Annotated in this window: 18 protein-coding genes; 10 read left to right on the plus strand and 8 right to left on the minus strand. The window is 51.8% G+C overall.

What is annotated here, in order from left to right; translation table 11 throughout:
* Nucleotides 1-4: 4 nt before the first annotated feature.
* Nucleotides 5-1,243: a lipoprotein-releasing ABC transporter permease subunit gene (locus G535_RS0100240; RefSeq protein ID WP_026860238.1), complete on the minus strand. Its 1,239-nt coding sequence runs from the start codon at nt 1,241-1,243 to the stop codon at nt 5-7.
* Nucleotides 1,244-1,361: 118 nt separating this feature from the next.
* Between G535_RS0100240 and mfd the strand changes: the two genes are divergently transcribed.
* The 7 genes from mfd (at nt 1,362) to G535_RS0100275 (ending at nt 10,123) form a co-directional block, all read left to right on the plus strand.
* Complete coding sequence (gene mfd / locus G535_RS0100245; RefSeq protein ID WP_026860239.1) at nt 1,362-4,835, plus strand: transcription-repair coupling factor; 3,474 nt, start codon at nt 1,362-1,364, stop codon at nt 4,833-4,835.
* A 32-nt stretch (nt 4,836-4,867) separates the two neighbouring features.
* Nucleotides 4,868-5,980: a CsiV family protein gene (locus tag G535_RS0100250; protein WP_026860240.1), complete on the plus strand. Its 1,113-nt coding sequence runs from the start codon at nt 4,868-4,870 to the stop codon at nt 5,978-5,980.
* A gap of 34 nt (nt 5,981-6,014) precedes the next feature.
* A complete protein-coding gene (locus G535_RS0100255) occupies nt 6,015-6,509 on the plus strand; it encodes a MarR family winged helix-turn-helix transcriptional regulator (protein ID WP_026860241.1) in 495 nt (164 codons plus the stop codon).
* Nucleotides 6,478-8,268 carry an ExeM/NucH family extracellular endonuclease gene (locus G535_RS0100260; RefSeq protein ID WP_084616734.1) on the plus strand — a complete coding sequence of 597 codons (1,791 nt, stop codon included), beginning with the start codon at nt 6,478-6,480 and terminating at the stop codon, nt 8,266-8,268. Before G535_RS0100255 ends, G535_RS0100260 begins: the two co-directional genes overlap by 32 nt.
* Nucleotides 8,269-8,340: 72 nt before the next feature.
* Nucleotides 8,341-8,889: an RNA polymerase sigma factor gene (locus G535_RS0100265; RefSeq protein ID WP_026860243.1), complete on the plus strand. Its 549-nt coding sequence runs from the start codon at nt 8,341-8,343 to the stop codon at nt 8,887-8,889.
* Nucleotides 8,886-9,290: a hypothetical protein gene (locus tag G535_RS0100270; RefSeq protein ID WP_026860244.1), complete on the plus strand. Its 405-nt coding sequence runs from the start codon at nt 8,886-8,888 to the stop codon at nt 9,288-9,290. The genes G535_RS0100265 and G535_RS0100270 overlap by 4 nt, the downstream gene beginning before the upstream one ends.
* Nucleotides 9,287-10,123 (plus strand): PDZ domain-containing protein, encoded by an 837-nt coding sequence (locus tag G535_RS0100275; protein WP_026860245.1) that lies wholly within the window; start codon nt 9,287-9,289, stop codon nt 10,121-10,123. Before G535_RS0100270 ends, G535_RS0100275 begins: the two co-directional genes overlap by 4 nt.
* A 33-nt stretch (nt 10,124-10,156) precedes the next feature.
* On the opposite strand, the gene G535_RS0100280 is transcribed toward G535_RS0100275, so the two are convergent.
* Nucleotides 10,157-10,612 carry an Hsp20 family protein gene (locus G535_RS0100280; RefSeq protein WP_026860246.1) on the minus strand — a complete coding sequence of 152 codons (456 nt, stop codon included), beginning with the start codon at nt 10,610-10,612 and terminating at the stop codon, nt 10,157-10,159.
* Between the two features lie 206 nt (nt 10,613-10,818).
* On the opposite strand from G535_RS0100280, the gene G535_RS0100285 reads away from it, so the two are divergent.
* Nucleotides 10,819-12,174: an alkaline phosphatase gene (locus G535_RS0100285; protein WP_241970475.1), complete on the plus strand. Its 1,356-nt coding sequence runs from the start codon at nt 10,819-10,821 to the stop codon at nt 12,172-12,174.
* A gap of 24 nt (nt 12,175-12,198) precedes the next feature.
* Here the strand turns inward: G535_RS0100285 and asnB are convergent, their stop codons facing one another.
* The 5 genes from asnB to G535_RS12465 all read right to left on the minus strand — a co-directional run bounded on the left by asnB (nt 12,199) and on the right by G535_RS12465 (nt 17,411).
* Complete coding sequence (gene asnB / locus G535_RS0100290; RefSeq protein WP_026860248.1) at nt 12,199-14,217, minus strand: asparagine synthase (glutamine-hydrolyzing); 2,019 nt, start codon at nt 14,215-14,217, stop codon at nt 12,199-12,201.
* A 76-nt stretch (nt 14,218-14,293) separates the two neighbouring features.
* Complete coding sequence (locus tag G535_RS0100295) at nt 14,294-15,358, minus strand: aspartate/ornithine carbamoyltransferase family protein (RefSeq protein ID WP_026860249.1); 1,065 nt, start codon at nt 15,356-15,358, stop codon at nt 14,294-14,296.
* Between the two features lie 6 nt (nt 15,359-15,364).
* The gene (locus tag G535_RS14325; protein WP_275069099.1) at nt 15,365-15,487 is read right to left on the minus strand and encodes a hypothetical protein; all 123 of its coding nucleotides are present in this window, start codon (nt 15,485-15,487) and stop codon (nt 15,365-15,367) included.
* Nucleotides 15,484-16,923: a sodium:solute symporter family protein gene (locus tag G535_RS0100305; protein ID WP_026860250.1), complete on the minus strand. Its 1,440-nt coding sequence runs from the start codon at nt 16,921-16,923 to the stop codon at nt 15,484-15,486. The genes G535_RS14325 and G535_RS0100305 overlap by 4 nt, the downstream gene beginning before the upstream one ends.
* Nucleotides 16,920-17,411 (minus strand): hypothetical protein, encoded by a 492-nt coding sequence (locus G535_RS12465; protein ID WP_034727123.1) that lies wholly within the window; start codon nt 17,409-17,411, stop codon nt 16,920-16,922. Before G535_RS12465 ends, G535_RS0100305 begins: the two co-directional genes overlap by 4 nt.
* Nucleotides 17,412-17,539: 128 nt before the next feature.
* Between G535_RS12465 and G535_RS12470 the strand changes: the two genes are divergently transcribed.
* Both G535_RS12470 and G535_RS0100320 read left to right on the plus strand, forming a co-directional pair.
* On the plus strand, nt 17,540-17,944 hold the full coding sequence (locus tag G535_RS12470; RefSeq protein WP_051206851.1) for a 2-amino-4-hydroxy-6-hydroxymethyldihydropteridine diphosphokinase: 405 nt from the start codon (nt 17,540-17,542) through the stop codon (nt 17,942-17,944).
* The gene (locus tag G535_RS0100320; RefSeq protein WP_026860251.1) at nt 17,941-18,657 is read left to right on the plus strand and encodes an SDR family NAD(P)-dependent oxidoreductase; all 717 of its coding nucleotides are present in this window, start codon (nt 17,941-17,943) and stop codon (nt 18,655-18,657) included. Before G535_RS12470 ends, G535_RS0100320 begins: the two co-directional genes overlap by 4 nt.
* Before the next feature lie 68 nt (nt 18,658-18,725).
* Here G535_RS0100320 and acnA read toward each other — a convergent pair whose 3' ends face one another.
* Nucleotides 18,726-21,407 (minus strand): aconitate hydratase AcnA, encoded by a 2,682-nt coding sequence (acnA, locus tag G535_RS0100325; RefSeq protein ID WP_026860252.1) that lies wholly within the window; start codon nt 21,405-21,407, stop codon nt 18,726-18,728.
* Nucleotides 21,408-21,427: the final 20 nt, after the last annotated feature.

Here is a 21,427-nt window from a genome sequence, read left to right on the forward strand (position 1 = left end):
TCAATTACTCGTATCTTAAAGCATGAGCTGGCAGCATACGGCTGGCTTGCCAGGCAGGAAAAAGGGTTGCCAAAAACGTCAGTGCTAAGGCCACCAACACGATCACCGCCACTTGCAGCGGTTCAATCAGCACCGGTAGCCCCTGCGGTCCGGCGAAGCTCAAATCGACACCTAGGGTGGTCATAATCGGGTTCACAAAGAAACTTATCAATAATCCTAAAGCAAGCCCCAAACAGCTTCCTAAAACGCCCGTGGCAAGTCCCTGCAGCACGACAACCCGGCGCACTCGGGCAGCACTCAACCCCATGGTTTGCAATATCGCCACATCGGCACGTTTATCCTGCACCACCATCATCAAGGACGACACAATATTAAACGCTGCCACAGCAACAATCAGGCTCAGCATTAAATTGATCATATGCTTTTCCATGCGTACCGCATCAAACAGGTGGCCAAACTGTTGGCGCCAACTCTCAACCACCAAGGGCTCAGCTACTGCTGCTTGGAGCGGTGCAACCGCCGGTAAAGCTTGAAAAGGGTCATTAAAGTAGTAGCGTAACCCAGAAACTTGCTGTGGCGCCATCCGCAAAATACGTGCGAGATCGCTGCCGTGCATCACCACCAAGTGTTGATCCGCTTCGGATTGCAATTGCACCACCGCACGCACTGTCACCAGCCGCTGTGCTGGCAACAACCCCAACGGGGTGTAGATGCCCCCACCGGCGGCAATTAAACGCAACTGTTGACCGGGCCAAACATCAAGTTGCTGGGCTAAGCTCGCGCCCAACACCACATGGAAATCACCCGCACGTAAATCAATTTGTCCGGCGCGTAAGTGTTCTTGTAAAGGTGCCAACTGTACTTCGCTGTGCGCCTGTTCAGGAAAGATGCCCTGAACGTTCACCGCTTGGAGTTTCCCCGCACTCTGCAACACCCCAGCAGAGCTCACCTCGGCCACCACCGCTTGTTGTCCAGTCACCTCAGGCAATTGCGCAGCAAGTTGCTGCCAGTTCTCTACACCTTTACCTTGCTCATGGCGGATCTCAAGTTGCGGCACCACCGATAAAATGCGCTGTTTCAGCTCATTTTCAAAACCGTTCATTACTGATCCAACAATAATTAACGCTGCAACGCCCAACACAATACCGACGAGAGATACGCGCTGAATAAAGCGCGTAAAGCCCTGACCATGCCGGGCGCGGCCATAGCGGAGTGCCAAAAACAGTGTAAAGGGTTGGTACATGAACGCTCGCTCGTGAATGTGGATCGTGCGCTGCAAGCATAAAGAAATCTCAGCACTGATCCAAGTAGCAGTTTCAGGTATACTTTCATGCACTTGAGAAGTTAACGAAGCAGGACTCATGAGTAAGGCAGCGATCCTAACCCCACCCCGACCACCTTCGGCACGTACAGACATCACCTGGCAAGGACTCGCTGGTAGCAGCGTCGCCTTGGCTCTAGCGAAACTGATCGACCAGCATGATCGACCGCTGCTCATTGTAACGCCCGACGCGCCACAAGCGCATCGCTTAGAGCAAGAAGTTCGCTACTTAAGCCAGCGCGGTGACGAAGTGGTGGTCTTTCCAGACTGGGAAACCTTACCTTATGACAGCTTTTCACCGCATCAGGATATTATTTCAGAGCGTTTAAGCGTGTTGGCAAAACTACCCAGCATGCAACAAGGGGCATTGATTGTTTCGCTCAACACCTTATTGCAGCGCATCGCCCCAACGGACTATGTCAGCGGCCAAGCGTTGCAACTCACAACCGGCCAACAACTCGATAGCCACCGCTTGCGCCAGCGTTTGGAACGCGCGGGTTACCGGCACGTTGAACAAGTCATGGAGCACGGTGAGTTCTGTGCCCGAGGTTCGATTCTCGACTTGTTCCCGATGGGCAGCAACACGCCGTTTCGGATTGATTTTTTCGACGACGAAGTCGACTCCATTCGCACCTTCGATCCCGACACTCAGCTCTCTGCGCAAGCCATCGACGCCATCAACTTACTGCCAGCGCGCGAGTTTCCAACTACGCCAACAGCAATTGAGGGCTTTCGCGGCCGCTATCGCGAGGTCTTTGAAGCGTCAAACGAGAAGGATTCGGTGTATTACCAGGTCTCGCAGCGACAATTCCCCGGCGGCATTGAATATTACTTACCACTGTTTTTCGATGCGACCTCGAGCTTGTTCGACTATTTACCCGAAGACGCCCTATTGGTCACCTTTGGCGATTTACAAGGCAGTCTCGACCACCTTTGGCATGATATCGTGCAGCGTTATGAACAACGTCGCCACGACCGACTGCGGCCGCTGCTAACGCCGCAAGAACTCTTTTTGAGTGTTGATGAGGTGCATCGTCAGTTTAAACAACTGCCACGCATCCGCGCTTTTGTCCCCGATGATAAACCGCAACCGGGACGCAAAGACTTCGCCACCACCAGCATTGGCGAGGTCGCGGTCAATCATCAACTCAAAGACCCCTTACAAGCTCTGCGCCAGCGCTTAAAAGCGCTCACTGCTGCGGACTATCGTGTGGTCTTCGTTGCTGAGTCAGCGGGCCGACGCGAGTCACTACGCGAACTGCTCGCGCCGTTAAAGCTTGATCTGACCGAGCTCAGTCATCTTAACGCCATGCTAGAAAGTAATGCCACCACCGCCCTGGTGGTCGCTCCGGTGATTAACTCATTTATTCTTGAAGACGCCAAGTTAGCGGTAATTACCGAAACAGAGCTGCTTGGGAACCGCATTATTCAACGCCGCCGCCGTGATCAAAAAGCAACGGTCAGTGGCGATCAAATGATTCGCAACCTCGCCGAGCTGCGGATCGGCCAACCCGTGGTCCACATTGACCACGGTGTGGGTCGCTACCAAGGGCTGCAAACTCTTGAAGCAGGCGGCATGACGACCGAGTTTGTCACTATTGCGTACGCCAATGACAGCAAGTTGTACGTGCCCGTGGCCGCGTTGCACGTGCTGTCACGCTACAGTGGTGGTGAGGAAAGCCACGCGCCGCTGCACAAACTCGGCAGTGACAGTTGGGAACGTGCCAAGCGCAAAGCGGCGGAGAAAATTCGTGATGTCGCCGCAGAATTGCTCGACGTGTACGCCCGCCGTGAAGCCAAGCCTGGCTATAGCTATACGCTTGCAGCCGACGACTACCAACGCTTTGCCAATAGTTTCCCGTTTGAAGAGACCGACGATCAACAACAAGCGATTGCCGCTGTCATTGATGATATGACGTCAGAACGTGCCATGGACCGCTTGGTCTGTGGTGATGTTGGTTTTGGTAAAACCGAAGTGGCCATGCGTGCCGCTTTTGTTGCGGTTAATGACAACAAACAAGTGGCGGTCTTGGTGCCGACCACGCTGCTGGCCCAGCAGCATTTTGAAAACTTCAAGGATCGTTTTGCCGACTGGCCGATCCGGATTGAAGTGCTGTCGCGCTTTAAAACGCCGAAGCAAACGCAAGCTATCCTGGCTGATGCGGCAGCGGGCAAGGTCGATATTGTTATTGGCACACATAAACTGTTGCAAAGCAGTATTAAGTTTCATGATCTTGGCTTGCTCATTGTTGACGAAGAGCACCGCTTTGGTGTGCGCCAAAAGGAATCGATCAAGCGCTTACGCGCCGATGTCGATATTCTTACGCTTACCGCGACACCCATTCCGCGTACCTTAAACATGGCCATGAATGGCGTACGTGATTTATCGATTATTGCCACCCCTCCGGCGAAGCGTTTAGCAGTCAAAACCTTCGTCCGTGAGTATGATGCGCCGACCATTCGTGAAGCTATACTGCGTGAAATTCTCCGTGGTGGCCAAGTGTACTTCTTGCACAACAACGTTGAGACCATTGAGAAAACGGCGCGCGATATTGCCGAGTTGGTCCCCGAAGCACGGGTGACCATCGCCCATGGTCAAATGCGCGAGCGTGAACTTGAACGCATCATGTCAGACTTCTACCACCAACGTTTCAATGTGTTGGTTTGTACCACCATTATTGAAACCGGTATCGACGTACCAAGCGCCAACACCATCATTATGGATCGTGCGGATCATTTAGGCCTTGCCCAAATGCATCAACTACGTGGGCGGGTTGGTCGCTCACACCATCAAGCGTACGCCTATTTGCTGACACCACACCCCAAACGCATGACCAAAGATGCGCTGAAGCGCCTTGAAGCCATCGCCCAATTGGAAGACCTCGGCGCAGGCTTTATGCTTGCCACCCATGATCTTGAGATTCGCGGTGCCGGTGAGCTGCTCGGTGACGAACAAAGTGGGCAAATTGAGTCGATCGGTTTTACCCTTTATATGGAAATGCTTGAACAAGCTGTGCAAGCGCTACGTGACGGTAAAGAACCTGCGCTCGATACCTTGCTACAAGCGCAAAGTGACGTCGATTTACGTGTACCTGCGTTATTGCCAGAGAGCTACATTCACGATGTTACCTTGCGACTGACCATGTATAAACGTATCGCCAGTGCCAATAGCCCTGATGACTTGCGCGCCATTCAAGTGGAAATGATCGACCGTTTTGGTCTGTTGCCTGATGCTGCGAAAAACCTCATTCAAGTTACTGCGTTACGGAATCGTGCTGGGCAATTGGGGATTCGTAAAATTGACGGTGGCCCACAAGGGATCAGTCTTGAATTTGCTGATGACACTAAGGTCAATCCAGGTTATTTAATTGAATTGATCCAAAGCGCCCCACAAAGCTACAAGCTCGAGGGACCAACACGTTTACGTATTCTTGCAAAAATAGACGATACTCAAGGACGCTTGAAACTGGTAGAGTCTCTGTTGGATGATTTTGCTGAACAAGCGTCGCACTAAGCGCCGTTTGGGGAATGATAAAAGGATTCACAATGGTACAAGGTTGGAACTGGCGTCGCGCGGGACAACAACTTATGGCAACTGCGCTAGGTGCGGTTGCACTCGTTAGCTACGCCCCTGTACAGGCAGCGCCACCAATCGATCAATGGCGCTGGTTCGAGGTCGAAGTGCTGGTGTTTCGGCACAACGATGCTGGCACGAGCGACGAGCAGTTTCCTTGGCAAGGTCCACGTAACGACCTGCAATTCCAGTACGATTTAATCAGTCCTGAACTGACCACTGATTTTACTGCGGTGGTGGCTGAACTTCCCGAATGTGAGGCGCCGGCGCTACGACCTGACTTTAGTGTTGCGAGCATTTTCTGTCGTAAGCCCTATGAGCTTGACCCAGCATTGCCGTTTAACCAGCAACGCCAACAACAAGCACTAGCTCTAGAAGACCGTTTGCCGCGCACTGTATTCGATGGTCAAGCACAAGAGGTTGGCAGTGCTACAGCGCCGTTTTTAGCGCCTGCCGAGCAACTCGAATTGGCTGAGATGCGGCAACAATTGGTACGCCGTGGTACCGCAACGCCGCTGTTGCATTTAAGCTGGTATCAACCCGTATTCAGTCAAAACGATGCCTATAAAATTCGCTTGTTTGGTGGCGAAAACTACGGCAAAACCTTTTCGCCAGAAGGCTATCTCTATCAAGACGCCAGCGCTGACGATAGCTTTACCAGTGCAGCCTTAGTGCATCGTATCGAGCAAATGTTGGCGGCCCAACAACAAGGCCAACTGCACTTTACTGGCCGCGCCCATGACCGTCCAATAGCGCCACCACCGGCGTCTGTTACGCGGCCAAACCAACCTACCCCAGTTTGGGAGCTCGATGGGACGCTGCAAATCTATTTGGTCGGCAACTACCTACATATTGCCAGCGACCTTGAGCTACGTGAACCCCATGCGGTAAACTGGCAACCTGCGTCGCTAGCGACCCAAGCGGAAACGGCCTTGGCACCGCACGACGCGAATCTGTTCTTACGTAGCTTTAAGCTAGAACAGTTACGCCGTGTCATTAGTCACGAAACCCACTATTTCGACCACCCTAAGTTGGGCGTTGTGGTACAAATTCGTCGTACAGGACTCTCTGCGCGGCGTTACTAACACCACAGGTGCTAACGACAGGGACGTTAGGATTATGGAAAAATACGAAGAACTGTTGTTAGCACTACGCAAAGTCATCCGAGCCACCGACCTCTATTCAAAAAAGCTCAATAAAGTGACGGGCTTGACCGCTCCACAATTGCTGATTTTGCGTGAAGTTGCTGCTGCGCCTAGCGGCATTACGGCCAGCAAAGTGGCGCAAAACATCACCTTAAGTCCAGCGACCGTCAGTAATGTGCTCGATCGGTTAGAGCATCGCGGCCTATTACACCGTGAACGCAGTACCGAGGACCGCCGCCGCGTGGTGTTATCGCTCACCGCCTTAGGTAGTGAGCAGTTGCAAGCCGCGCCGCAACCCTTGCAAGAAAGCTTTATCTTAAAATTTCAATCGTTAGCGGATTGGGAACAATCGCAGTTACTCTCCTCAATGCAGCGCATTGCCGCAATGATGGATGCCGAACAACTTGATGCTGCCGAAGTACTCGAAGTAGGAATTTATGCACAACAACAACTCAAACAAGACCATTAAAACTGCGCTGTTTGCCCTAACCAGCTTTGCTGTCCTACTGACAGGTTGTCAACAAGCGCCGCAAACTACGGCGACAACCGCAGCATGTGGTACGGCGAATGCCACCTTGCAAGACATTCAAGGCGACGCCATGCAGTCGCCACGACTCGGCCAACAGGTCACCGTCAATGCGCTGGTCAGCGCCAGCTGGCAAGATGAAACCGCCTTAGGTGGGTTCTTTATTACTGATGCAGAGGGGAGCGCCGGTTTATTTGTGCAGGCCAGCACCCCAAGCGTTGCCGTCGGCGATCGAGTGAGCGTGACAGGCACCGTAAGCGAAGCTCAGCAGCTGACGCAATTAACCGCGATAAGCGCGCTGCAGCATTGTGGCCAAGGTGTCGTGCCAGAGCCGACCGAGTTAACACTACCGGTCACCGACCTCGCCGCGTTTGAAGCGCTGGAAGGCCGTTTGGTGCGGCTGCCGCAAACCTTAACGGTGAACGGCACCTATTTGTTGGCCCGACACGGTGCTTTTGATGTCGCACCGGAGCGCCTCTATAGCCCGACACAAGTGGTCACGCCAGGTCCAGCAGCACAAGAACGCAAAGCGAGCTATGCCTTAATGCGCTTGTTGATTGATGATAACCAAGCGCCGAACCCGGCTCAGGTGCCCTATCCTGCGCCGGCCTTGAGCGCTGATAATCCGCTGCGCACAGGCGATAAGGTCAGCCAGATCGAGGGGATCCTTAGCGAATACAACGGTAGTTACCGTATTCAGCCGACCCAACCCATGCAGTTTGCACATACAAATCCGCGCCCAGCACCGCCAACCCGTCTTGCCGATGCCCGAAGCCTACGTATCGCGACCTTTAATGTGCTGAATTACTTCAATGGTGAAGGCGAACAGCTGACCTTTCCAACCCAACGCGGCGCCAAAACTGCCACGGCGTTTGCCCGTCAAGAAGCCAAAATTATTGCCGCTTTAAGCGCACTGGATGCCGATATTATTGGCGTCATGGAAGTGGAAAACGATGGTTATACAGCAAGCAGCGCGATCACCCGTTTGGTACAACAGTTGAGCAGCCAAACCGGTAAGCCTTGGCAGTTTATTCGTGTCGCCAGCCCAACCTTAGGTGCAGATGCGATCACCAACGGCTTGCTCTACCGTAGTGACCGTGTTGCCGCCATTGGTGAAGCCTTTACCCTTACCAGCGACAGCTTTGCTTATGGCAGTCGGCAACCCTTGATTCAACGCTTTCAGCCTAAAGGCACGGAAGAAAGCTTGGTGGTGGCGGTAAATCATTTTAAATCGAAAGGCTCTTGCCCACGCGATACCACTGATGCCAATGCCGCGCAAGGTGATGGACAAGGCTGTTGGAATGCGCTGCGGACCGCTTCCGCCGAGCAACTGATTGCTTTTTTGCAAACCCAACCAGCGTTAGCCGCAACATCAGCTCACGTTGTGCTGGGTGATTTCAATGCCTATGCCAAAGAAGACCCACTACGGGTCTTTGCTGAAGCTGGCTATCATAATCGCGCCGAGCACTTTGAACCTCAAGGCTATTCTTATGTGTATGATGCACAAGCGGGCAGCCTTGACCATCTACTGGTTTCAGATGCCCTGCACGGGCGCGTGCTGTTGCAAAAACATTGGCTCATTAATGCCGATGAACCACCCGCACTGGGGTATCAGTTTGCCGAGCAACAACCGATTTGGTACGCCCCGAATGCGTATCGTGCTTCGGATCATGATCCCATCATTGCCGATATTTTATTCTAAATCGTCATTCGACTTGTCACATGCCATGCGTCTGTTGCATCTTAGAGAAGAACAGATTGCAACAGGACGCACATGGCCAACATCGGATTTGCACAAAAGCTTCCAGCTGAAACCATCCGTGCCGCGCAACAAGGCCGGCGCGATGGTCAACGTGCGCTGTTTGAAACCTATCAGTCGGCGGTGCAACGCTTACTGCTAGGCATGTGTCGTGACCAAGAATTAGCACGTGATTTAACTCAAGATGTGTTTCTCCAAGTGTTCAATAAGGTCAAACAGTTACGTGACCCTGAAGCCATCGGCGGTTGGTTAAAGCAACTCACCATTAACACGGCCTTGTCACATTTTCGCAAGCCACAGCACCAAAGTGTTGATGCGGATGACCCAGCATTTGAGTTGGACGCGAGCGACTGGCTGAGTCAAAGCGACTGGTTGCAGCAACTTGATAGTATTGAAGAGTTAATGGCGCAACTCGAACCGCATGAATACCAATTGATTTGGTTGTACTTGGTCGAAGGCTATAGCCACGAAGAGCTGGCTGAGATGTTTGCCGAGCAACCGGCAACGATTCGACAACGTTACCACCGCGCTTTAAAGAAGTTACGAGAGAGGAGTCAGGCATGAAGCAGCACCCAGTACACGACAAGCAGCTATCGCCCGTAGAACAACAGCTTAAAGCGCAGCTTGAGGCAAACACAGCCGTCACACAACCGTTAAGCTGGCAACAGCTCAGTGACACGCTGCCACAGCCTCTGGCAACTCACAAAAAACCTTGGGGCTGGTTTGGCTTGTCCTCGTTAGCCGTTGCCGCAGCTGCCGCTTGGTTGGTCGTCATTCAACCTAACCCAGCACCGCTTAATCCTGCAATGGAAGCTACCCAACCCATGCTGCTAGCAGGGAACTATACGCTTGATTATGTAGACCAAAAGCTTCAGCAGGCCTATTTACATGACGCCGACCAAGCGCACATTGATGCGCTTTGGCAACAACGGAAACTTCTTACAGTACAGGAGGATGCCTCATGATGAAGCTGTCACATTTCGCCATTATCATCGGTTCACTGGCGTTGACGAGCCTCTCTTCAATGGCGCTTGGCCAAGAGCAAGAAGCGCGTGAACACGCGCGTGCGGCCGCAGTTGCAGCAGCTAAAGCCAAAGGCCGAACAGATACCTTCGTGATGGAAGAGCCTGCCCGTAGTTATTTTAACTGGGGCGCTGTGGTGCACCCAAGTGGTGAAGTCATGGCCATTAGCAAAGGGACGATTGCCGACGCCATGGGCTTAGCCGTAGGCGATCAGCTGATTCAGGTCGACGACCTCGCGCTCGCGCAACACTCCCTGAAGAAGATTGTCAGTTACCTTGAAGCACTTGAGCACGGCAGCACGTTTGAAATCGAGGTACAACGAGAGGGGCAATTGGTCACCCTAACAGGGGAAGCACTTGCCACCGTGATCCCAGGGTGGCGACTCGAAGTCGACACTAGCTCGGAGCAATTAAACAAAGCCGCCGCCGATCAGTGCGGTAAAGTCAGTGTGTTTATTACCCCACCGCAAACCCGTGACCTTTATCCGGCCTATTTTGCCCGTATTGATGGTGACAATGCGCCGCCACGTAAGCCTATTATCAAGCTAAGTCCAGGCGAGCATGAGATTGAGGTGTATGAACTCATCGATGATCCATGGGTGCGCCGTCCACGCAGCGGTGTCAGTGCCAAAGCGTTAAGCATCACCGTGGAACCCAATACCACCTATTACATCGCGGCCAAGTTTAACCGTACCAAACGCTTAAGCAGCGTGAGTCAAGATTATTGGGAGCCGGTGGTTTGGAAAGAAGTCGAACAAACGTGTAAGGGCAACTAATGTTGCCCTCACTGTTATCGTTTAGGGATGTGGTTAAGCTTCACTCTTTTCGAGTAAGTTCAACGAGTTGCCAATACTGATTTTCTTCGGCTTAGCCGCCTCTGGAATGATCTTTTCAAGACCAATGGTCAATAGACCGTTTTCCATCTTCGCACCTTTAACCTCAACATGGTCGGCAAGGTTAAATTTGCGCTCAAAGTTACGGAAGCCAATGCCTTTGTGTAAGTACTGACGTTCTTCGGTTTCATCCGCTTTGCGGCCTTGCACCTTCAGCACACCATTTTCAACCTCAATGCTCAGCTCGTCTTCGGCAAAGCCAGCGACCGCAAGGGTAATGGCATAGCGATTTTCGCCAATCACTTCGATGTTGTACGGAGGGTAGCCGCCCGCACCGTTGCCTTCAGAGCGCATTGCTGCGTCAAGCAAACGTGCCATGCGATCAAAACCGATGCTGCTACGATAAAGTGGGGATAAGTCAATTGTTGCCATGTTTCATTCTCCTTAAGAAGCAATGTTAAGTTATATCGGGACTCTCTCTGAGACATCACCGACACCTTATAGATGGGAGCATAAAAACTACTTTCAAGGACTTATCGTAAAAAATTTTCACTTGGTCGGTTCGTCATGCTCCTGTCATATCTGCTGTGGTATCATCCGTAAACTTTTATGTCGTAAACCAAACAGGAGTTCTGCCAGTGTTCCTACGTCGCAGTCTTTTAGTGGCCAGCATGAGCTTAGTGCTCGGCGCATGCGCTACGTCGCCTTCTTCATCTGAAAACGTTAGCGTTGAAGCAACAACCGCACCGAATATCATCTTCTTGATTGGTGACGGTACGGGTTTTGAATACATCTCAGCCTACCGTTATGCCATGAGTGAGTTAGGTCAACCGGTCATCGAGACACCGTTTGACGAAATGTTAGTGGGCGCGGCCACCACCTACCCTGATGACGACACTTGGGTTACCGACTCCGCTGCGGGCGCGACCGCCCTTGCCGCTGGTGTGAAAAGCTACAATGGCGCGATCGGTGTTGATGTGAATCAACATCCACAGCAAACCTTAATGGAAAAAGCACGTGAAGCGGGCTGGCACACTGGTGCGGTATCAACCTCACAAGTCAACCACGCCACCCCTGCCTCGTTCTTTACCCATCACCCATCGCGTAGCATGTACAACGAAATCGCCGACTCATTTGCCACCACTAAATTTGGTGAGCGTTGGAGTTTTGATGTGTTGCTTGGCGGTGGCATGAGCTACTTCAACCGTGACGACAAAAACTGGTTGCCTGAACTGCGCGAGCAAGGCATGCACATTGTCGACAACTACGACGCCTTAGACGCACAGCAGCAATTGCCGGTACTCGGTCTGTTTGCGCCAGTTTCGATTCCTTTTGCCATTGACGACCAGCCACGGTTAGCTCACTTAACGCGTAATGCGCTGCGTTTATTGACCGATGCACAAGAGCAGTCAGGTAAACCTTTCGCGTTGATGATTGAAGGTTCGAAAATTGACTGGTGTGGTCACGCCAACGATATCGCTTGTGCCGTACACGAAGTACATGATTTTGCGCAAGCCTTACAAGCAGCGAAAGACTACCAAGCTCAGTACCCAAATACCCTGATCGTGGTCACTGCTGACCATTCAACCGGTGGTTTGACCCTTGGTCAAGGCGGCGAATATGCATGGCATACCGACCGTGTGATGGCGATTCAGAACTCATTTGAAGTGTTACTCAAAGGCTTAAGTGAGCGCCCTAACAGCGCTTGGCGTGAGTACCTTGAACCGCTCTTAAACCTGCCGCTCACCGATGCGCAATGGCAGCAATTGGTTAGCCTTGAGCAAGCAGCTGATGAGAGCGATCGCAGCTATCAAAAACGTGTGCATGCGACCTTAGCGGCGATTGTCGGCGAAACCACGCGTACCGGTTGGACCACCACAGGTCACACCGCGGTTGACGTGCCGATTATGGCCAAAGGCCCTTACGCAGAGATGTTCCGTGGCTACCGCGACAATACCGACATCGCCAAAGCGTTGTTAGAAATCGTCGAGTAACCACGTACCTTGCTACCCTCTTTGCTACGACGCGTGCCAACCCAATTCGTTGGCACGTGTTGCAGCAAGTTTAGGTACATCGGTTTTGACAAAGTGATGGTGCAAAATCTGTACGCCTAACATGTGATTAATCACCGCATCAAGCTGTACCTTCTCATCTAAACTCACCTCGTCCGATTCGTGCTTGGCAAAGGTTCGCTGCACTTCGGCAAAGTCCAGCAAGCCGGCTTCCGCAACAGCTTCTGCCGACAAGTACTGATCCGCAAGCTTCACCACCGCTTGCCACTTTTTCGGGTCGGTATGGGCCGGTGGTGCCATAAAGGCGAACTTCTCACGTTTGTATAAGGTTTCCGGCAACAAGCCTTTCATGGCCTCACGCAGCACATACTTTTCTTTGTTCCCTTTGATCCGCAAGTGTGGCGGGATTTGGAACGCATACTCAGCCAAATGGTGATCCAAAAATGCCGGCCGCGCTTCCATCGAATTGGCCATATCCACACGATCGCCGCCCCAGGTTAAGATTTGTCCCTCGAGCATGGTTTTGATCCACACATATTGCGCCCGATCGAGTGGATGACGCCCTGCTAACATGTCCTCATCAAGAGTGGCCGCAATCGCAGCGCCAGGGTCATACTCCTTCACCGCCTCACGATGTGATTCAGCTAACAATGGCAAGGCTACAGAGCTACAAGATAACCAAGGCTGGACACAACTCGGCGTAAAGCCCATTTTGGCATTAAATGCCGGACTCACGTACTCCTCGCGCGCTAACATCGCGCCTTTGAAGAGTTTGTTATTTTGCTCTAATAGCGCCTGCCACTCTTTGCGCTCATTTTCGGGTAAATGGTCAAGTCCATGCAAAAACATGTCTTTACGAAACGCGGGATAGCCGGCAAACAGCTCATCGGAGCCTTCGCCCGTCAATACCACTTTATAATCCACCTCATGGACCCGTTGGCTCATCAGGTATTTCGCGACACCAAGCGTGTTATAAATGGTACGCTCGGTATGCCAAATGGTTTTGACAAAGTGATCATACAAATCATCCGCGTTCAAACGCATGATTTCGTGGTCGGCTCCCGTCGCTTCCGCCATTTCTTTGGCGATCGGCGTTTCATCATATTGGTCAGAATCAAAACCAATGGTGAAGGCTTTCACGGAGGTTTGTGTTGCCGCGGCAGATAAGCCTAGGATCGCGCACGAATCAATGCCGCCAGAGAGGTAGCAGCCTACTGGTACATCGGCCGTTAGACGGTGTTGTACTGCTTCCAGCAGGTGTTCCCGTACGCCATCAATATAAGGTTGTTCGTCAACATCATCGCCCGGATACGTATGTTCTAACGGAAAGTCGACGTCCCAATACTTCTCACTGTGTAAGGTCAACGTCTCCTTACTGCGACTGATCTTCACGACGTGGCCAGGCGGCACTTGATGCACGCCGGCAAAGGCCGTTGAACCCGGCACCATCACTTGAATCAACTGGTGATAAAGCCCTTCGCTGGAAAACTCACGTCGTACCGCTGGGTGCGCAAAAAGCACCTTTAATTCAGAACCAAATACCACGCCATCAGCAGTTTCAGTGTAATACAACGGCTTAATTCCGAAGCGATCACGAACCAAGTACAAACTGTCTTCCGCCTTATCGTAGAGCGCAAAGGCAAACTCACCGCGCAGATGTGGCAGGGTTTCAGCTAATCCCCCCCGTTGATACAAATGCATAACGATTTCTGAGTCACTTTTAGTGCGAAAGCGCGCGCCTTGGGCCGTTAAGTCGGCGCGAATACGTTTAAAGTCATAAAACTCGCCATTGTGGGCCAGCAACAGCTGCCCATCGTCCGAGCGAAAAGGTTGGCGCGCACGTTCTTCGTTCAAATCAATGATCGATAAGCGTGCATGACTAAACCCTATGCCGGCGTCATCAATGATCTGGTAGCCAAAGCCATCAGGGCCTCGGTGATGCATGATGGCGGCCATATTGACCAGTGTCTGCGCGTCCGGTTGTTGCGCCGCGCGTTGATTAAAGATTCCTGCAATACCACACATGTTTGCTTAATCCTCGCTAAGTTAACTTCCTTCACCTACGCATCGCTATGACACGCGATTCTATGCGACGACGTGTTTATACTACGTCCATCACGCGTTCAGCCCGTTCCACCATGCAGGTCAGCAAGGCCATGCGTAAAAATACAGCGCCACGCGCTTGGCTGAAATACCAATTATGGGCCGTGTGATCGAGGTCCGTGGATAATTCATCGCCCCGCGCCAAGGGATGAAGAATAATCGCATCCTCTTTCAACGGCGATTGGGCATTGAGCGCAAACGCACTACCATAAGTGTTAAAGCTATCGCCCTCCCACGAGATGGCATTGATGTAGACGACATCAAGCTCAGGTAGTACCGCATCGAGCTCAGTCGTGGTGCGAATGCACACCCCGCGCGCTTCCAGCTCTTCCCTTTGGCCAGCGTCAAATAGCTCACTCTCACTGGCTTTATCATGAATAATCCAGAGCTCTTTAACGGCCTGCGGAAATACCGACAAACATTTTAGAAAACTCCGCACTGTGCGCATTTTGCTCGGCACACCAATCACGCCAATCGTAATCTTATCGTTCTGGGCTTCCTGCAGTAGCGTGGGGCGCCATTTAAAAATGGCATACATATCGGCCAATGCTTGGGTCGGATGCTCATCGGTGCCGTTACCAGCATTAATAATTGGAATACGCAACGCATCCATCATCTCAAACAAGGATTCTTGATGATTGTCACGCAACACCACACAATCACCATAGTTGTTGAACATCTCCGCGACATCGGCCAAACACTCCCCCTTAGCAATGCCAGTGGTGGAGCGGTCGGTGATCGACATAATATCGCCGCCTAAACGATGCCAAGCACTTTCAAACGACAACCGCGTGCGGGTGCTTGGCTCGTAAAAAGCGCTGATCAGGATTTTGTTTTGCAACGGTGAACTGTAACGCTTCGGGTTACTCTCAAACTTTGCCGCCAAGCGAAACAGCTGCTTCATTGTATTGGCATCAAACTGATCACCCGAAACGATGTGCTGGCTGGCTAATTTCACCAGATAATCACCATCTTCTTGAATTGCCCGTAGCAGTGCTTTGGGATGGGCATCGCCGTACACATCGGGACGTTTGCGCTCAAACGAGACATCATTCACGTTCATAGTGCTTTACCATAATTGTTTAGAAAAAAAGTCTTTCAACCAAAGACCGAAGAGGATGACAGGCGCACACGCGGTCACCACTAAACAGATCACCACCAAGGTACTGAATGCCGTGAGTCCAATACTCATTTGGACGCGCCCTCCTGTTCCTGTAATTGTTGCCAATCAAAAGCAGTGTTGCTGCGTAATAGTCCCAGCGCGCAAATGCTGGCCGACACCAAACATGACAGCAGTGCCGCAACATAAAAGCCAATCGCAAAGTAGCCGATCAGTCCCATGATGGTACCCGCTGCCATAGCGACAGCAGCGTATCCACCGGTTAAGCGACGCTGATACAGCCCCAACACAATTGGGAAAATAGTGCTGGCGACAAAAGCGCCAGCGAAATTCAGGAGCGCACCAAGGGTGGCAATTTGCGGTAAACAAAACAGCCAGGTGAGTACCCCTAGCGCCAAAATACTGTAACGATTCACACGCAATAACTTAGCATCATGCGCTGCGGGGTTAAGGTTCTTGTGATAGAGATCGCGTGTCACTAAATCGGCGGTGGCCGCAAGCAGCGAATCAAGACTCGAGGCTAGAGCCGAAAACACCACGATAAACACCACCACGGCACCCGCTTTACCAAGTACCTCAGCCGCCACCATAGGGCCGACCATGTCTGCACTCGGCGGAAAAATGCCTAACTGCGGCGCGGCTAATGCAATAAATCCGGTCACAATCGGGATCGGCAACCACAGCAGCCCACCTAGCAAGTAAGCTTTAAATGCAACCTTGCCTTTAAAGGCTAGCGCTCGCGACCACCAAACGTTGGAATGAAAAATCTCACCCAGACCAAAGAAAATATTGTTAAACAGAAACATCACAGCGGCCGGAAAGAGTAGATCCAGTAACTGCGGGTGATGCGCTGAGACTTCGCTATGAATCAACTCAAGGCTCACGGTATCGATGAGGAACCAAGCGATCACTGCCACGCCGACAATAATAATTAACGCCTGAATAAAGTCGGTGGCGATAACCGCACGCAAGCCACCAAACAAGGTATAACCAACACAAATCACCAGAATCGCAGTCATACCGATGTGGTAATCAAGACCACTGAGGGCTTCAAGCAAAATACCACCGGCCATGCCCAAACTGACCAACCAGCCAAAGGCATACACCACAGAAATCACGATAAAGACCCACCACGCCGTGCGTCCGTAGCGTAAGCGAACGAAGTCACCAGAGGTGTAGCCTTTGGGCATCAATTGTTTAATACGCGCCGCTAATGGCGCAAACAGCATTAACCCGAACGCAGCAAACGAGTAGCCCACCATGCCCCACACGCCAAACTGGTAGGTTAACTGTGGTGCCACCAAGGTTGTATTACTGGTGACCCAGGTCGCCATCGCTGTGGCAGCCGCAAGTGCGAAACCAACATTACGGCCGGCTAAAGCGAAATCTTCATGGGTCTTGTTAGCACGTCCCAAATACCAGCCGAAGAGAATCCATGCCAAGCCAAACACCACCACTAAGGTAATGCCTAATGACGGCGATAGTGCAAAGCTTGGTTCAGCACTCATACGCCTCTCCTACTCCGATAACTAAACACCAGGATGCAGGTGACCAAACAGCTAAACAGCACTAAACCAAGGGCAAACAAACTGTAAGCTTGCCATTGCGGGTAGTGGCGGACTTCTAGCCGTGCAGTGGTGCTGGTTACGCCATCGGTGGGCTTAACGCGAAAGTAGTACTGGCCATCGGCAAAACCACTTAACGTCATTTGCTGAAAATCGCCAAACCAAGGAAAGCTGGCTTCGATAGTGCGAAAGTCTGCATGCCGACTTTGTTCTATCGTTAGCGACTGCTGCGGTACTTGCCCGAGCCGAAGCACAAAATAGCCTTCACGCGAAAGTGATGGACGTATCGAAAGGTCGTAGGATGTTGGCAAATCTGCAGCGGGTGCCTTGGCTTGCGCCAAGCTTAACGCATGGGTAGCCGTTGGTCGCGCCAACAGCGTGATGAAGAACAACAGAGCAATGTGATAAATCAAGCCGTTACGAATCGGCACAGTCCTTTCCCGTAGCTCTTTGTCAATTAGGCTAACAAGCGAGCAATTTCATTGCAACTTGAGGGATCCGTCTTTCGAGGTCTGTCGTAACGAGGTATGCTAAGACAACGTAATTAAAAGGAAGGACTATGGCGCAACAGTTTTTATGCAGTATGGGAGCAAACCTTGCTCCGGAAAAAAACTTCGCTTTGGCGCGGCAGCAGCTCGATGCCTTAGGCACAGTAACCTATTCACTGGCGGATTATACCCAGCCGGTAGCCATAGAAACTGATCATGAGTTCTTAAACGCCCTTTTTGTCATCGCAACAGATTTAGATGCTATCGCCTTAAAACAACAGTTCAACCGCATCGAGGAACAACTAGGGCGGGATCGCAGTGACCCGCTTAGTAGTCAAAAAGATCGGCCTATGGACATTGATATTCTGGCGAACATACTGCAGGAACCATGGCCAGAACTCCCTGATTACCTGACCCCTATGGCCAATGATATACGTCGTCGTTTATCCGCTGTCACCGACCAGGAGTTGTCATGAGTTTGGAACAACCTGTCGCACTCATTACTGGCGCTGGACGCCGCTTTGGTTTTGCCTTGGCGCAACAGCTGCTGGCAGAAGGCTACCTGGTGCTCGCCCATTACAATTCCTCGAAAGCTGGCATTGTTGAGCTTGAGCAACAAGGCGCCATCGGCATTCGTGCAGACTTAACCGATAGCACTGCCGTTACCAACCTCATCGACGAAGTGCAACGCTGCACCAAGCGCCTTGATTTGCTGGTCAACAATGCTTCGTGCTTTTTTAACAACGCAACAGTCGATGCTGACCCTGCTGCACTGGCCGCAGTGTTTCAAGTACATGTGCAAGCGCCCTATCAATTGATCACCGCGCTCACGCCCTTGTTACAAGCGAGTGGTCAAGGCAGTGTGATTAATATCACCGACATCTATACCGAAAGCCCGTCTACCGACTACCTCGCCTATTGCGCCGCCAAAGCGGGCCTCGCGAACCTCACGCAGGGCTTTGCCAAAGCACTGGCGCCGCAAGTGCGCGTGAATGGCATTCAACCGGGACCAATTTTATTCTTGCCTGAGCATGACGGTGAGCATCGGCAAAAGGTACTGGCAGAAACGCCACTGCACGTTGAAGGAGGGCTTGAACCTATGGTGCAAGCCGTACGTTTCTTGCGCGATAATCCATTTGTTACCGGTGAGTTTATCAAGGTCGATGGCGGCCGCGCGCTAATGATTTAGCGTCAATTGCACACAAAAAAAAGCCAGTGCCCGTTAGGCCACTGGCTTTTTTAACCTTTCGACAGGTCTTAAGCGGCAAGCATTTGACGCAAGACGTAATGCAAAATACCACCGTTTTTGTAGTACGCCAGTTCATTATTGGTATCAATGCGACACTTCACTTTGAAGTTCACGCTTGTACCATCTGCTTTGGTTGCGGTAACGTCCAACAACTGACCAGGGCTAAGATTTTCATCAAGGCCGCTAATCGTCACTTGCTCATCACCGGTCAAGCCATGTGCCTGCACGCCCTCTCCGTCCTCAAACTGCAACGGCAGCACACCCATACCGACAAGGTTGGAGCGGTGAATACGCTCAAAACTCTCGGCAACGACCGCTTTCACGCCAAGTAAGTTGGTGCCTTTTGCCGCCCAGTCACGGCTTGAACCCGTGCCATACTCCTTGCCAGCAAAGACCACCAACGGCGTACCTTCTTGTTGATACTTCATCGCCGCATCATAAATCGACAACTGCTCACCTGAAGGGACATGGCGCGTATAACCGCCTTCCACACCATCCAGCATTTGGTTCTTAATGCGAATGTTGGCAAAGGTACCGCGCATCATGACTTCATGATTACCACGCCGTGAACCGTACGAGTTGAAGTCTTTTACCGCCACACCATTGGCTTGCAAGTATTCACCTGCTGGTGAATCTGCCTTGATTGAACCCGCTGGTGAAATATGGTCGGTCGTGATCGAGTCAGCAAAGAGTGCTAACACACGGGCATTCTCAATCGGTCCAATCGGCGCTAGCGGCTGATCGATTTCAGTGAAGTACGGCGGGTTCTTCACATAGGTTGAATCATCGCTCCATTGGTAGGTTTTCCCCTCGCCCACTGGAATTTTCTGCCACTCTTCGTCGCCATCAAACACTTCAGCGTACTCACGACGGAACATTTCGCCGTCGACGAAGCTGACCGCTTCAGCAATTTCTTGGCTGCTTGGCCAAATGTCTTTGAGATAAACTGGGTTGCCGTCTTGGTCATTCCCCAAAGGCTCATTGCTCAAATCGATACGCGTCGTACCCGCCAGCGCATATGCCACCACTAAGGGGGGTGACGCCAGCCAGTTGGCTTTCACTTCAGGATGCACGCGACCTTCAAAGTTACGGTTACCTGATAATACCGACGATACCGTTAAATTACCTTCATTAATGGCTGCGCTGATTTCTTCTGGCAATGGCCCGGAGTTACCAATACAGGTGGTACAGCCGTAGCCGACAAGGTTAAAGCCAAGCTTATCGAGATAAGGGGTAAAACCGGCTTTGGCGAGGTAATCGGTTACCACTTTAGAGCCCGGTGCCAGCGATGATTTCACCCAAGGTTTACGATCCAAGCCTTTCTCAACGGCTTTTTTCGCCACCAACCCAGCGGCCATCAGCACGCTTGGGTTCGAGGTGTTGGTACAAGAGGTAATCGCCGCAATCACGACATCACCGTGCGAGAGACTGTAATCTTCGCCCGGCACTGCCACGGCCTTATCTTTCTCACCAGCCTGCCCCGACTGCTCGAGCATTAAATCAAAATTCGCGCCAAGTTGTGGCATTGCGACCCGATCTTGTGGGCGCTTCGGACCCGCCAGTGACGCTTCGACAGTGCTTAAATCAAGCTCTAAAGCATCGGTGAACTCTGGCTCATTGGCTGAATCACGCCACATCCCCTGCGCTTTACTGTAGGCTTCGACCAAATCAATGGTGTCTTGATCACGGCCAGATAACTCGAGGTAACGCAAGGTTTCCTGATCCACCGGGAAGAAACCACAGGTAGCACCATATTCTGGCGCCATATTGGCAATCGTGGCGCGATCGGCGAGCGGTAAATGATCCAAGCCTGGACCGTAAAATTCGACAAACTTACCCACAACGCCTTGCTTACGTAGCATTTGCGTCACAGTTAATACCAAGTCGGTAGCGGTCACGCCTTCAGGAAGCTTGCCCGTCAAACGGAAGCCAACCACTTCAGGAATCAACATCGACACCGGCTGGCCAAGCATTGCCGCTTCGGCTTCGATCCCCCCAACGCCCCAACCAAGTACACCAAGGCCATTGATCATGGTGGTATGTGAATCGGTTCCCACTAGGGTGTCAGGCATCACATAGGTTTTATCACCCTGTTGCTTGGTCCACGCAACTTTCGCTAAATATTCCAAGTTTACTTGGTGACAGATTCCGGTACCGGGCGGCACCACGCGGAAATTTTCAAACGCGCCTTTACCCCAACGTAAAAACTGATAGCGCTCGAAATTACGTTCCATTTCAATGCGCACGTTCTCTTTAAAGGCTTCCGGTGAGGCAAATTTGTCGACCATCACTGAGTGGTCAATCACTAAGTCGACCGCAGACAAAGGATTGATTTGTTCTGGGTCCTGACCTGCTTTAGCAACCGCATCACGCATCGCCGCCAAATCGACAATAGCCGGTACCCCGGTAAAGTCCTGCATCAGCACGCGTGCTGGACGGTATTGAATTTCCCGCGTTGACTTACGCTCTTTCAACCAGTGTGCAATGGCTTCGATATCTTCAGCTTTAACGGTGTCGCCATCTTCGTTGCGCAGCAGGTTTTCCAGCAACACTTTCATTGAGGTCGGTAGTTTGTCGATAGCATCAATATGCTTCAGCTGTTCAGCAGCTTTCGGCAAACTGTAATAGTGATAAGTTTTTCCATTTAATTCTAACGTACTTAAGGTCTTCAGGCTGTCGTGGCTCGACATAGCACTCTCCTTCTCCACGA

The sequence above is a fragment of the Pseudidiomarina sediminum DSM 21906 genome (assembly GCF_000423165.1).
In the GTDB taxonomy this organism is placed as follows: Bacteria; Pseudomonadota; Gammaproteobacteria; order Enterobacterales; family Alteromonadaceae; genus Pseudidiomarina; species Pseudidiomarina sediminum.